Origin of the sequence: Ancylobacter sonchi (assembly GCF_018390695.1) — a bacterium.
In the GTDB taxonomy this organism is placed as follows: Bacteria; Pseudomonadota; Alphaproteobacteria; order Rhizobiales; family Xanthobacteraceae; genus Ancylobacter; species Ancylobacter sonchi.
Window position 1 is genome coordinate 225,162 of record NZ_JAHBGF010000010.1, and the last position, 13,234, is coordinate 238,395.

Below are 13,234 nucleotides of genomic sequence, written 5' to 3' on the forward strand. Positions count from 1 at the left end.
TCCGTTGCGTTGTTGTATTGTTGCTGATGTCAATAATATTGACTCTTGCAAATGGCCAATAATACAATTCCGTTGTGATCGAAGCCTGCGGAAGCGGGTTGAGGAGCAGGCGCTGCATGGATGCCGTGGAGGTCAGCCGGGACACTGCGAGGGGAGGGCCGGTCTACGTGCCGACAGGCTGCGACGGGTTCTCGCCGCTCCGGTGGGGCTCGATGTGTGCCGACACTTCCTGGCGTGAACGAACCATGGTCTGGAGGGCGACGTTCCCGTGACGCTTCCACGCCTGCCGCTGGTCAGCTTTGTCGTCGTCAACCACAATTACGGTCGCTTCCTGCCGGAGTTGGTGAACGCGATCCGGGCGCAGAGCTATCCGGAGATCGAGTGCATCCTTGTCGATGACGCCTCGACCGACGACAGCATTCAGGTGATCACGCGCCTCATTGCGGAGGATCCCGCGTTACGGCTGGTGGCGCTCCGGCACAATGTCGGCCAGAGCTTGGCGAGCATGGCTGGTTGGGAGGCGGCGCGCGGCGCCTATGTCGCCTTTCTCGACGCGGATGACCTGATCTTGCCGGACTACGCAGCAACGCATGTCTATGTCCACATGTCGTCGCGCCGCCACGTGGCATTGACCTCGTGCGACATGTTCCAGGCGCTGGACGGTCGTGCGGTGGTGGCGACCGGTGAGGCACTCAATGGCTATTTCGCCGCGCACGGGTCGGCGGGAGCGGAGTGGTTCCGTCCGGTCGACGTGACCGGAGGCCTGTGGCCCCTTGGCCTGCCGGGTGACGACGTGCTGCGGCACGTCGCCTATGTTCCGCCGTCCCACAGCCGCTGGTGCTGGTCGCCGACGTCCGGTAACGTCTACCGGCGCGATGCGCTGGAGGTGCTCGTCGGCATGGCCGGGCTGGACCATTTGCGCATGACCACCGACGTGCTGTTCTGTGCCGGAACCAATTGCATTTCGGGCAGCCTGCTTATCGATCGGCCGCTTGCGGTCTATCGACTGCACGGCGACAATCTCGCCACCGTACGGTCGCAGCTCGACAATGTGCGGGTGATGCGCGCCGGCAGTGAATGTTCGCAGCAAGCCTTGCGGCTGCTGATCGCCCATTTCCTGTCCGAGGCCGAGCGCATCGTGCCGCGGTTCTGGCATGCCGCCAGCTATGTCGAAGCCGTCGAGAGCCTCGGTCGCACGTTGGGGGAGGGCGGCGATCCGAATTTTCTGCCTGCGGCGATCCTTCAATATGGCGAGGCGCTCACAGCCGCGATGGGGCAAGATACCCTCAGCGCCTGGATGCGGCGGCACGAGTTGATCGTGGAAGCGAAGCCCGAGCCCGTGCTGTCGGCCCTGTCCGAGCCGTCCGGTACGCCCACCGATTCAGTGCCTTACGTGTCGACCGAGCTTGCGTCCCTCCCGGAGCTGCCGGCGCAGCCGGAAGCCTCGGAGCCGATGGCGCTGACGGTGGCGTCGGCACATCCAGATGTGTCCGACCCCGCGATTCCATCCGCATTGTCGACGGAGCAGAAGTCGTCGGTCGCAAGGCACGAAAACCACGGAGTCTTGCACCGGTTCGCCGAGCAAATACGGCGGCTCGTCGGATCGAGATCATCTTATGCCGCCAAGACAATCGAGGATGTCGTCCGTTAACGGCTGGAGGGGGACCATGGGAATTCTCGATGCGATCCGGCGCCTGCTTCCACTGGAAGACGTGGCGCTTGTTCCCGACGCGCCGCCCGGCGTTCCCCGCTTCCTCTTCCTGCAGGTGAACAAGCGCTGCAACCTGCGTTGCCTGCATTGCTCCTTCTGGCACGAGAAGGACACCGATCGCGCCAATTATCTGGACGCCGCCGGCAAGCAACGGCTGATGGGCGAGTTTCATGCGTTGAACCCGCGTGGCGCCGTGGTGATCTGCGGCGGGGAGAGCATGCTCGATCTCGAAGACTATTTCGGCATCTCGAAGGAATGTCGGAGTCTCGGGCTCACCTGCGTGTCCGTCATCAATGGCACCCGTGTGCGCAACGCGGAGATGGCAGACCGGCTGCTACGAGAAGGGCCGCATGAGATATCGGTTTCCCTCAACAGTCACCGTCCGTCGTTGCACGATGAGACGCGCGGGGTGAGAGGCTCCTTCGACAAGGCGGTACAGGCGCTCCGTCTCCTGCTGGACGCGCGTGCTCGACAGGCCGCCGCCGGAATGGACGCGCCAAAGACCCGCATCTACGTGATGGGCCTGATATTCAACGACAACTACAGAGAGCTGGAAGATTTCTACGATTTCGTACTGAACGACGTCGGCGCCGACAAGCTCAAGCTGAATTTTCTGCAGCCGAGCTTCGGGGATACGGAAGTGGATCATTTTTTCGCCGAGCGTCATCGGATGGAGCCGAACGAACTCGTCTCCGCCATCCGCCGCTGCGATGCACGCTTTGGTCTCGGCCTGACCGAGGCCTGGATCGGCAATGTGCGCATGTATGTGGAATCGCTTCAGGGGGCGAACGATCTCGTGCGAGGCTGGGGCGCCGATACGCGTACCCGGGATCACATCTGCAATACGTACGAACGCAATATCATGGTGGATCACTACGGCGTCGCCCGGCTGTGCTTCTCCACCGAGTTCCGGGGCGTCAAACTCGAGCAGAGCGGCGATCTCGCGCGCTTCTGGAGAGAAACGGATGACGTGCGCGAGCAGATGCGCCAATGCAATCGCTTCTGCGGCATCAGTCACAGCGTGCGTCGCGTCAGCGCGACCACCACACCCGCGGCCTACAGCCTGCCGGAGCGTTCGCCGACCCCGACAGGAGTGTCCGCAGGGCGCCGAATTCTCTTGAGCTTGTCGCAAGGGAGGTGGACCTCCCGGCTGGCAGGCAACTAGACGCCATCGCGGTTCACCAAGAGCGATCCTGGATCGAGGTCGTCCGCCGCGCTCAAGCGGCAGGTCGTCATCGTCTGTCGCTGCTCGCGGCGAGGGAAACCATGCGAAAACGCCAGCCCGAACGTTCCGGTTCCCCGGAGACGAGATCAGGCCTGACCGGTCGGCGGCTTCGTGCCGTAGGCAGCGAGGAACACCCGCACGGCCATATCCACCATCGTCTCGATCTGCGCCGGAGCCGGCTGGGTGAGTTCGCCGAACAAGAGCGCCTTGACCTGCTTGCCTTGGCACATGTTGAGGAACATGTGCGCTGCCGCCACTTCATCGTCGAGTTCCAGCCGGCCGAGAGTGGCCTGCTGGCGCAGAATGTCGGCAAGTCGACGCCCGCCATGGCAGGGGCCCGCCTCGAAGAAGATCTGGCCGATATGCGGCAGCTTCTCGGCGGCGCCGATCACCATGCGGATCAGCCGAATATGGTCGGGGTGCACCATCATGGTCATGAAGGAGATGCCGATGCGGCGCAGCAGCCCGGCAACGTCGTCAACCGAGGGATCGACCACGAACAGGTGTTCGGCCGAGCGGGCCCGGTCGTTGAGGACCAGGGCTTCGAACAGGTCTTCCTTCCCGCCGAAATAGACGTAGATCGTCGCCTTGGAGACGCCGGCCGCCTTGGCGACCTCGTCCATGGTCGCCCCATCATAGCCCTTCTCGAAAAAGACCCGCCGGGCGCCGTCGATGATCTCGCGGCGCTTCGACGATTCCTGATCCGTGCGCGGGTTGGCGCGCCCGTTGGGCTTCTCCGTGACGATCTCGTTCATGCTTGCCTCCGGCCTTGCTGACAGAGGACGCCACAGGCTTCCGTGTCAAGCCTATTGACTAAACGGTTTAGTTTGATATGTAAAGCATCGATTGAACTAAACGGTTTAGTCGTGACCGGCGTGGCCGCGACCCGGAGGCGAAGATGGCTCAAATCGAACGTAAGTCGGCGCAGGTTGCCGAGGTGGAGCGCCCAAGCGGTGCCGAGCCGGTGCCTCTCACCTCGCGCAAGCCGGGGGTGGATGCTCCTGTCGCGGGCGGCGTGGCCGATGCCGCGCCCGCGCGGCCGAAGCGTTCGCGCAAGCGACTCTTGCTCGGGGCGGTGCTGGTGGCCGTGGTCGCCGGCGGTGGCTATTACGGGCTCGACTGGTGGCGGGTCGGCCGCTTCCTGGTCTCGACCGACGACGCCTATGTCGGCGCCGACACCTCGGTGCTCGCCGCCAAGGTGAGCGGCCACATCACACATGTCGAAGTGGACACCAACCAGCCGGTCAAGGCCGGCGACGTCATCGCCCGCATCGACGATGGCGACTACCGCCTGGCCGTCCAGGCGGCGGAGAACAAGATCGCCACCCAGCAGGCTACCATCAACCGCTACGGTCAGCAGATCGACGCGGCAAAGGCGAGTGTCGACCAGGCCAAGGCCCAGCTCGTCGCCGATCAGGCCGAACTCAACCGCACTCAACTCGAATTCGACCGCCAGTCTGAACTGGTGAAGTCGCAATACTCCAGCCGGGCGACGCTCGACAATGCCCGCGCCGACCGTGACAAGGCTCAGGCGGCCGTCGATGCCGCCACGGCGGCGGTCACCTCGGCGCAGGCCAATATCGCCGTGCTCGACGCCCAGCGCACCGAGGCGATGCGGACGCTCGACGAATACCGCACCGCGCGCGACCAGGCGCGGCGCGATCTCGACTTCACGGTGGTCCGCGCGCCTTTCGACGGCATCGTCGGCAACCGCGCGGTGCAGGTGGGCCAGCTGGTGCAGGCCGGTACGCGGCTCGCCGCGCTGGTGCCGATCAGCGAGGTCTATGTCGACGCCAACTTCAAGGAGACGCAGCTTGGCCGCCTGCATCCCGGCCAGCAGGTCGACATCGCCGTCGATGCCTATCCGGACGAGGCGTTCCATGGCCGGGTGGTGAGCGTCGCGCCGGCCTCGGGCTCTGTGTTCAGCCTGCTGCCGCCGGAGAACGCCACCGGCAATTTCACCAAGATCGTCCAGCGCGTGCCGGTGCGCGTCGAGCTCGACGCCGCCGCCCGTGCCAAGGCGGAGCTGCGTCCGGGCATGTCGGTGATCGCCACCGTCCACACCCGCACCGACGGCTGAGCCGGCGCGACATCTCTTTCAGGAGGCCGCGATGGCGGACACTCTGAGCCTCGGTGCTGCACGCGAGCGACCCGCCTCCTCGGAAGGAAGGCGGATGTTCGCCTTCCTGTGCATGGTGTTCGGCATGTTCATGGCGATCCTGGACATCCAGATCGTCTCCGCATCGCTGTCCGAGATCCAGGCCGGCCTCGCCGCCAGCGCCGACGAGATCTCCTGGGTGCAGACCAGCTACCTCATCGCTGAAGTGGTGATGATCCCGCTGTCGGGCTTCCTGTCACGCGCGCTGTCGACGCGCTGGCTGTTCGTCGCCTCGGCCGCCGGCTTCACCGTGATGAGCTTCCTGTGCGCGACGGCGACCAGCATCGAGCAGATGATCGTCTACCGGGCGCTTCAGGGCTTTCTCGGCGGCGGCATGATCCCGACCGTCTTCGCCGCCGCCTATTCGATCTTCCCGCGCGAGAAGCAGCCCATTGTCACGCCGATGATCGGCCTCGTCGCCACCCTCGCGCCGACCATCGGCCCGACGATCGGCGGCTATCTCACCGACCTGTTCTCCTGGCACTGGCTGTTCCTCATCAACATCGTGCCCGGCCTGTTCGTGGTCTTCGCCACCGCCATTCTGGTCGACTTCGACGAGCCCGACTTCGCCCTGCTGGACCGTTTCGACTGGTGGGGGCTCATCTTCATGGCCGGCTTTCTCGGCAGCCTTGAATTCGTGCTGGAGGAGGGGCCGACCAATGACTGGTTCGAGGACGAGGCGATCTTCATCTTCGCCATCGTCGGCGCGGTCTCGTCGGTGGCCTTCTTCGCCCGCGTGTTGATGGCGAAGGAGCCGGTGGTGGACCTCAAGGCGTTCTCCAACCGCAATTTCTCGGTCGGCTCGGCCTTCAGCTTCGTTCTCGGCATCGGCCTTTATGGCCTGACCTATCTCTACCCGCTCTATCTGGCGCGGGTACGCGGCTATTCGGCTTTGATGATCGGCGAGACGATGTTCGTCTCCGGCCTCGCCATGTTCCTCACCGCCCCGCTGGCCGGTCGCCTGGTGGCCAAGATCGATCCTCGGCTGATGATCGGCTTCGGCTTCACCGCCTTCGCCGTGGGAACCTGGCAGGTGACCGGCCTCACCAAGGATTGGGATTTCTGGGAGCTGCTGGTGCCGCAGATCCTGCGCGGCGTCGGGCTGATGATGGCGATGATCCCCATCAACAACATCTCGCTCGGTACCCTGCCGCCGGCACAGCTGAAGAACGCCTCGGGCCTCTTCAACCTGATGCGCAATCTCGGCGGCGCCGTGGGGCTCGCGCTCATCAACACGGTGCTGAACGACCGCTGGGACCTGCACCTCGCCCGCCTGCACGAGAATGTGCAATGGGCCAGCACGGCGGCGGTCGAGCGGCTGGATTCCATGACCAAGGCGCTCGGCGCGCTGGGCTCGGATGCCGATGTCGCGGCGCTGAAGAAGCTCACCGGGCAGGTTCGTATCCAGGCGGAGGTGATGGCGTTCTCCGACGTGTTCCTGGTTCTGACGGTGCTGTTCTGCCTGCTGGTCGTCGCGGCTCCGCTGATGCGTCGCCCGGTGCACAAGGGCGGCGGTGGCGGCCACTAGCGCCACCCGTCCGCGTGGGTGACCCCGGGCCTAATGGGTCGGCAGTGGCGAGAACCGCACGCTGATCGAGGTGCCGCGCTCGCGGGGACGTAGTTGGAACTCTCCGCCGAGCGTGCCGACCATCGAGCGCACGATGCGGCTGCCGAGCCCGGTCCCCTTCGGGATGCCGGTGCCGTCCCAGCCGACGCCGTCATCCTCGACCACCAGTTCCGCCGATCCGTCATCCGCCTGCGTGCGCAGGGAAACTCGCACCTCGCCGCCCTGGCCTTCCTGATAGGCATATTTGAACGCGTTGGTGACCAGCTCGGTCACCAGCACGCCGACGGCGACGGCGCGATCGGTGGGCAATGTGAGCGGCTGGGTCTCGATCAGCAGATGCACATGATGGCCGGCCAACCGGGTCGAGGATTTCAGGTCCTCCACCAGCCCCTGCAAATACTCGTCGACGGCGACGAAGCGCACATCCGACGAGGTGTAGAGCCGCCGATGCACGCCGGCGATCGCCATGATGCGTGCCTGCGTCTCCGCCAAGGCGGCCTGGCAGGCCTTGTCCTCGATGGTGTTCGACTGCAGGCGCACCAGCGAGACGACCATGGCGAGGCTGTTGGCGACGCGGTGGTTCACCTCCGCCAGCAGGGCCTCCGCGCGGTCGCGCGCCTCGCGCACTTCCTGCTCGGCGCGCTCCTTCGCCCGGCGCAGCCGGGCGGTCTCGATCGCCTGGTCGATGGCGTTGGTGAGAAGCTCGATGAACTCGGCCTCGATGGTCTTGGGTACATAGTCGATGGCGCCGGCCTTCAGCGCCTCTACCGCGACCGTCGTCTCCGCCGAGGCCGTCACATAGACGACGGGCGGCGCGTCGGCTCGCTGGCGCAGCGCGGCGAGCACGTCGATGCCGGTTCCGGTCGGCAGGAAGTGGTCGAGCGCCACCACATGCACTTCGTCTTCGTCGATGAGCCTGAGCCCGCCGGCCGCGTCCCCGGCGAGCATGACCTCATAGCCACGTCGCGTCAGGGCCTTCTGAACCAGGCGCGCCATGCCCGGATCGTCATCAATGTAAAGGACGCGGCGAATGCTGGCTGGCATGAATCAGGCGGTCTCGGGAACTTGCATAACGGAGAAGAACAACCCGAGCTGACGGATCGCGTTGGCGAATCCTTCATAGTTGACTGGCTTGGTAATGTATACATTGGCGCCAAGATCGTAACAGCGCTGAATTTCGCGCGTATCGTCCGTCGTGGTCAATACCACTACCGGGGTGCGGCGCGTGTGCGGATTGGCCTTTACCTTCTCGAGTATTTCAATGCCGGTCATGTCCGGAAGATTGAGATCGAGCAGGATCAGCAGCGAGCGCCCGGCGCTGATATCGCCCGATCCGTCCGGGCCGAACAGGAAGGTCAGCGCTTCGGTGCCGCTCGCGAAGGGAACGATCTCGTTGTTCACGCCGGCGCGCCGGATGTTCTTCTCGATGAGGCGCGCATGGCCCTCATCGTCCTCGATCATGATGATTGTTACAGACTTCGCGTTCTCACTCATGCCGCCATGCTCCGTGTCGTGGCCCGAAGTTGAGCGGGCACGGTCAGAGTGAATATGCTGCCTTCCCCAAAGGTTGAGTTAAGCGTGATGTCGCCGCCGAGGTTCCGTGCCATCGCGCGGACATGGGCGAGCCCGATCCCTTCGCCGGGCTGGTCCTGCTGACCGGAGCGCCGGAACAGCTCGAAGACGCGCTCGTGATCCCGGACGTCGATGCCGCGGCCATTGTCCTCGATGGAGATGTTCACCAGTCCCCCCGGCCGTGCGACCGCCTGAACCCTAATGCGCAGGGGAATGTCGCGGCGTCGGTATTTCACCGCATTGTCGAGCAGATTGCCGATAATCTGTTCGAGCGAGAGCCGGTCGCCGACGAGAGCCGGCACCTTTACGTTGAGCGCGACCTCGCCCTCCGCCTCCGACACCTGATGCGCGATGGCCGCCACCGCGTTCTCGATCAGCCCCGGCAGTTCGATGCGCTCGGGCTTCAGCGCGCGTCTGCCCTCGCGCGACAGCTTGAGGATGGCGTTGATCAGGCCATCCATCTTGCGGGTCGATGAGCGAATGAAGCCAAGCGCCTCCGGCAGGTCTTCCTGTGCGGCGAGCTTCGCCGCCTCATAGTCCGGCCCGGCCACGCGCTCGCCGGCGTAGGACACGAAGCTCTGCAGCGTCGCAACGCCCTGCTCGAGCTCGGCGGTGAAGCCCATGATGTTCACCAGCGGTGCCCGCAGGTCATGGGTCACGATGTAGGCGAAGCGCTGGATCTCTTCGTTGGCGCGGCCGAGTTCGGCGGTGCGCTCGCGTACGCGCTCCTCGAGATTGACGTTCAGCGCGTCGACCTCCTGCCGTGTCGCCGCGAGCTGGCGCAGATAGCTGAGGATGGTGAGGAGGCCGATGAGGGTGATGAACACCACGAAGAGGCCGCCCAGAACCGACACCCACCAGAGCGCGTTGGCGCTCTCTCCCTGCGCGACGCCGAGCCGGCCGAGGTCGTCTTCCGCCTCAGAGACGATGTTCTGAAGGATGGTGCGCGCCTGATCCATCAACTCCTTGCCGCGGTCCTCGCGCACGATGTCGATCGCCGCCTGCCGCTGGCCCTGCCGGGCGAGGTCGACGGTCTGGCGCAGTTCGCCGAGGCGGGCATCGATGGTGAGCGCGAGCTGGTCCACCTGCGGACGAAGATCGGGCCTCACCTCCGCCGCCTTGCGCAAGCGGTCCATGTAGGAGCCGAGATTGGCGAGGGCGTCGTCATAGGGTTGCAGATAGGCCGGGTCGTCGGTGATCAGGAACCCGCGCTGTCCGGTCTCCGCATCCTGCAACCGCGAGCGCAGGTCGACGCCGGCCGCCCTCAGGCGCCGAAGCTGCGTGACCTCGGTGACATAGTCCTGGGTCCGCTGCACCAGCCACACATTGGTGACGACCACGCTGGCAAGAGCCACAAGCCCCAGCAGCAGCAGGATGAGCGTGCGGAGGAGGAAGGAACTGCGGGAGAGCGACATGTAGATTCCGGCGCGGGCGATCTGGGGCGGGCGTCGACGATAGGCGAGCAGATTAACGGGAGCCAGCGATGTTGGTTCCCACGTCGGTGAACCGCCGGAAAAAAGACGGTCTGGCGCCGAGCGGCGAGGTGCCACCGAGCGCACGCGGTGGGTGGTGTCGCGGACGGTGCGAACCGATCAGGGTTCGGCAGCGGAACCGGACGATTCTGCCGCCGTTTCCTTCCCAGAGTGCCCGTCGTCGTGCCTGCAGTCCTTTCGCCGACGGGTCTGTCCATCGCCGGAGCTTCCCCATGACACTCACCGTCATCCAGCACGTCCTCACCCGGTTGCAGGAGATCGGCATCGCCGACGTGTTCGGCGTGCCGGGCGATTTCGCCTTTCCGGTCAATGACGCGATCTGTCGGCAGTCCGGGATGCGCTGGGTCGGCTGTGCCAACGAACTTAACGCGGCCTATGCCGCCGACGGCTACGCCCGCATCAAGGGCGTGGCAGCGCTCAGCACCACCTATGGCGTCGGCGAGCTGAGCGCGCTGGCCGGCGTGGCGGGGGCCTATGCCGAGCATCTGCCGATCTTCCATCTGGTCGGCACGCCGCGCATGGCGGTGCAGCGGGCCCGTGCCATCGTGCATCACACATTGGGCACCGGCGAATATGATCTGTTTCGCCGAATGAGCGAGCCGGTGGTGTGCGCCCATGCGGTGATGACGCCGCAGAATGTCGCCTATGAGACCGAGCGGTTGATCGCCGAGGCGCTCTATCATTTGCGGCCGGTCTACATGGCATTCCCCGCCGACCTCGCCAACCAGCCGGTGGTGAGCAGCGCGGCGGCGATCCCGGCGCCGCAGAGCGACCCCGCCCAGCTGGCGGCTGCCACCAAGGCTGTGGCGGCGGCGCTGGAGCAGGCGCAGACCGCCTGCCTGCTGCCGGGGCTGCTGGTCGCCCGTCGCAGGCTGGGCGACAGGTTGCAGCGGCTGGTCGACGCGTCGGGCCTGCCCTTCGCCACCATGTTCCACGACAAGACCGTGCTCGACGAGCAGCAGCCGGCCTATGCCGGCATGTATGATGGCGCGCTGATGAACCGCGAGGTGCAGGCCTTCGTCGAGGGCCGCGACCGCATCGTCACCGTCGGCACGCTGATGACCGATTTCAACACCGGCTCCTTCACCGCCAATCTCGATCCGAAGCGCACCATCGTGATCGACCACCACAGCGTCAGCGTCGATGGTCGCACCTATTCCAGCGTCGAGCTCGGCGACGTCCTCGAGGCACTGACGCGGATGCTGCCGATGCGCGACTGGCCGCGTCTCACCGCCGGTTCGCTCGGGGCGGTGGAGGGCGCCGGCGACGATCCGATCACTGCCGAGGCGCTCTATCCGCGCTGGGCCGAGTTCATCCGCCCCGGCGATATCGTGGTGGCGGAGACCGGCACCGCCTCGATGGGGCTCGGCTTCGCCCGCATGCCGTCGGGTGCCAATTTCTACAACCAGACGCTCTGGGGAGCGATCGGCTGGGCGACGCCGGCGGCGGTCGGCGCGGCGCTGGCCGATCCCTCGCGGCGCACCGTGCTGATCACCGGCGAGGGCTCGCACCAGCTCACCGTGCAGGAACTGGGGCTGTTCGGGCAGCTGGACCTGAAACCCGTCGTCTTCGTGCTGAACAATGACGGCTATCTGATCGAGCGGCTGCTCTGCAAGGATCCCGAGATCAGCTACAACGACATCGCACCCTGGCGGTACACCGAGCTGCCACATGCCTTCGGCTGCGAGGGCTGGACGGTCTCCCGCGTCACCACCTGCGCCGAGTTCGACGCCGCGCTCCAAGCCGCCGGCGAGGCGAATTCCGGTGTCTATGTCGAGGTCGTCACCGGGCGCTACGAGGCATCGCCGCTGTCGCTGAAGCTCAGCGAGAAGATGAAGCAGGCGGCGGCGGAGAGCTGAACACGGGCGAACAGATGCAGCGGGGCGCCGCTGCTCCTGTCCTTTCGTGCGGTCCCCGATCCATTGTGTCGAAAGCCCCGCCGGACCACCGATAATGAGCTGGTCCGGCGGGTAGGCCTGCCTGCCACCTCGATGAGGGCCTTGGCCGGCGCGGTCAGCGCCACCTTGCCGAGCGCTAGCGCATAGCTTCGAAGTGCTTCCTGAACTCCTCGGCGACTTGAACTCCTCGGCGCCGCCCTGACCGAAGGCGTTGTTCATCGCGAGGATGGCGGCGTTCTTCCAACCATTGCCGGGCACGTCCCGGGTGGCGAGTTCCGTCGAGACATTGTCGAGGCCGGCCATGGAAGGGGAGGTCACGCCGATTTTCGGCGCGAGCCCGGACGTCGACGCCGGATTGATGTCCGGGATGCCTTGCTGCACCAGATACTGGCCGAGCGGAAGGGTGATGCCCGAGCTGTACTCGCCGATCACCAGCGGGACCTTGTCGACCGAGGGCAGCTTATCGGCGGCGTCGATCGCGATCTGCCGGTGCCGTCGATACAGCACTGTCGAGGGGCGGTGCGGCAGCCGGTGTTGATGGTCCGTCGTGGTGCGTAGTCGGCTCTCGCGGCAAGACGTGCCGCGAGAGCCAGATGCATCGGTTGCTTTCAGGCGCCGCCGCGCGTGGCTAGCCGGCGAAGCGGTCGGTGGCGCGGATCAACTGATCGAGGATGCCGGGCTCGGTATAGGCGTGGCCGGCGCCTTCGATGAGGTGGAAGTCGGCGTCCGGCCAGGCCTTATGCAGCGCCCAGGCGTATGTCGCCGGGCAGGGCATGTCGTAGCGGCCATGAATGATCACGCCGGGAATGCCGGAGAGCTTGTGGGCGTCGCGCAGCAGCTGGCCGTCCTCCATCCAGGCGTCGTGATAGAAATAGTGGTTCTCCACCCGCGCGAAGGCGAGCGCATAGTGGCCGTCGTGATAGGGGGCGGTCAGTTCCGGGTTGGGCAGCAGCGTGATGGTCTCGCCTTCCCAGATGGTCCAGGCCTTGGCCGCCTCGAGCTTGGCGGCCTCGTCGGTGCCGGTGAGCAGCGCGCGATAGGCGCGGACCGGATCGGCACGTTCCGCCGGGGTCTTCAGGGGCGCGAGGAAGCGCTCCCATTTGTCGGGGAACATCTCCGAGACACCGAAGCGGTAGTACCAGTCGATCTCCGCGCGGGTGACGGTGTAGATGCCGCGCAGGATCAGCGCCAAGACGCGCTTGGGATGGGTCTCGGCATAGGCGAGGGCGAGCGTCGAGCCCCAGGAGCCGCCGAACACCAGCCATGTCGCATGGCCGAATTTTTCGCGCAGCCTTTCGATGTCGGCCACGAGGTGCCAAGTGGTGTTGGCCTCCAGCCCGGCATGCGGCGTCGAGCGGCCGCAACCGCGCTGGTCGAACAGGGTGAGGTCGTAGCGGGCCGGATCGAAGAGGCGGCGATGATTGTCGCTGATGCCGGCGCCGGGGCCGCCGTGCAGGAACACAGCCGGCGTGGCGCCGGGCGTGCCGACGCGCTCGTAATAGACGGAGTGCCCGTCGCCGACATCGAGCCAGCCGGTCTCGTAGGGCTCGATGGATGGGTAGAGAGTACGAAGTTCGCTCATGATCCGTTCGGGAGATGGAGGGGCGAAA

At 65.6% G+C, this 13,234-nt stretch carries 10 protein-coding genes; 5 read left to right on the forward strand and 5 right to left on the reverse strand.

The features are described from left to right. Window positions 1-268 precede the first annotated feature (268 nt). Window positions 269-1,651, forward strand: coding sequence for a glycosyltransferase (locus tag KHC28_RS02500; protein WP_214006748.1), 1,383 nt, complete (start codon window positions 269-271; stop codon window positions 1,649-1,651). A gap of 16 nt (window positions 1,652-1,667) precedes the next feature. Further along, window positions 1,668-2,876, forward strand: a complete 1,209-nt coding sequence (locus tag KHC28_RS02505; protein ID WP_214006749.1) for a radical SAM protein — start codon at window positions 1,668-1,670, stop codon at window positions 2,874-2,876. A 146-nt stretch (window positions 2,877-3,022) separates the two neighbouring features. Here the strand turns inward: KHC28_RS02505 and KHC28_RS02510 are convergent, their stop codons facing one another. Further along, on the reverse strand, window positions 3,023-3,691 hold the full coding sequence (locus KHC28_RS02510; RefSeq protein ID WP_214006750.1) for a TetR/AcrR family transcriptional regulator: 669 nt from the start codon (window positions 3,689-3,691) through the stop codon (window positions 3,023-3,025). A gap of 143 nt (window positions 3,692-3,834) precedes the next feature. Between KHC28_RS02510 and KHC28_RS02515 the strand changes: the two genes are divergently transcribed. Beyond that, window positions 3,835-5,016, forward strand: coding sequence for an HlyD family secretion protein (locus KHC28_RS02515; protein ID WP_214006751.1), 1,182 nt, complete (start codon window positions 3,835-3,837; stop codon window positions 5,014-5,016). Between the two features lie 31 nt (window positions 5,017-5,047). Beyond that, window positions 5,048-6,622 (forward strand): DHA2 family efflux MFS transporter permease subunit, encoded by a 1,575-nt coding sequence (locus KHC28_RS02520; protein WP_214006752.1) that lies wholly within the window; start codon window positions 5,048-5,050, stop codon window positions 6,620-6,622. 30 nt (window positions 6,623-6,652) lie between these two features. On the opposite strand, the gene KHC28_RS02525 is transcribed toward KHC28_RS02520, so the two are convergent. From KHC28_RS02525 to KHC28_RS02535, 3 genes are read right to left on the reverse strand one after another with little or no spacing between them, the layout of a single operon-like run. After that, complete coding sequence (locus tag KHC28_RS02525; RefSeq protein WP_214006753.1) at window positions 6,653-7,705, reverse strand: sensor histidine kinase; 1,053 nt, start codon at window positions 7,703-7,705, stop codon at window positions 6,653-6,655. 3 nt (window positions 7,706-7,708) lie between these two features. Next, window positions 7,709-8,155: a response regulator gene (locus KHC28_RS02530; protein ID WP_246564166.1), complete on the reverse strand. Its 447-nt coding sequence runs from the start codon at window positions 8,153-8,155 to the stop codon at window positions 7,709-7,711. Beyond that, a complete protein-coding gene (locus KHC28_RS02535) occupies window positions 8,152-9,648 on the reverse strand; it encodes a sensor histidine kinase (protein WP_214006754.1) in 1,497 nt (498 codons plus the stop codon). Before KHC28_RS02535 ends, KHC28_RS02530 begins: the two co-directional genes overlap by 4 nt. 290 nt (window positions 9,649-9,938) lie before the next feature. Here KHC28_RS02535 and KHC28_RS02540 point away from each other — a divergent pair, with 290 nt between their 5' ends. After that, a complete protein-coding gene (locus KHC28_RS02540) occupies window positions 9,939-11,585 on the forward strand; it encodes an alpha-keto acid decarboxylase family protein (RefSeq protein ID WP_214006755.1) in 1,647 nt (548 codons plus the stop codon). Window positions 11,586-12,252: 667 nt separating this feature from the next. Here the strand turns inward: KHC28_RS02540 and pip are convergent. Beyond that, window positions 12,253-13,209, reverse strand: coding sequence for a prolyl aminopeptidase (pip, locus tag KHC28_RS02545; protein ID WP_214006931.1), 957 nt, complete (start codon window positions 13,207-13,209; stop codon window positions 12,253-12,255). Window positions 13,210-13,234: the final 25 nt, after the last annotated feature.

Coding starts and splice junctions, on each gene's coding strand:
- KHC28_RS02525 (WP_214006753.1), bottom strand. CDS start 7,705: ATGCCAGCCAGCATTCGCCGCGTCCTTTACATTGATGACGATCCGGGC.
- KHC28_RS02540 (WP_214006755.1), top strand. CDS start 9,939: ATGACACTCACCGTCATCCAGCACGTCCTCACCCGGTTGCAGGAGATC.
- KHC28_RS02530 (WP_246564166.1), bottom strand. CDS start 8,155: ATGAGTGAGAACGCGAAGTCTGTAACAATCATCATGATCGAGGACGAT.
- KHC28_RS02535 (WP_214006754.1), bottom strand. CDS start 9,648: ATGTCGCTCTCCCGCAGTTCCTTCCTCCTCCGCACGCTCATCCTGCTG.
- KHC28_RS02515 (WP_214006751.1), top strand. CDS start 3,835: ATGGCTCAAATCGAACGTAAGTCGGCGCAGGTTGCCGAGGTGGAGCGC.
- KHC28_RS02510 (WP_214006750.1), bottom strand. CDS start 3,691: ATGAACGAGATCGTCACGGAGAAGCCCAACGGGCGCGCCAACCCGCGC.
- KHC28_RS02505 (WP_214006749.1), top strand. CDS start 1,668: ATGGGAATTCTCGATGCGATCCGGCGCCTGCTTCCACTGGAAGACGTG.
- KHC28_RS02520 (WP_214006752.1), top strand. CDS start 5,048: ATGGCGGACACTCTGAGCCTCGGTGCTGCACGCGAGCGACCCGCCTCC.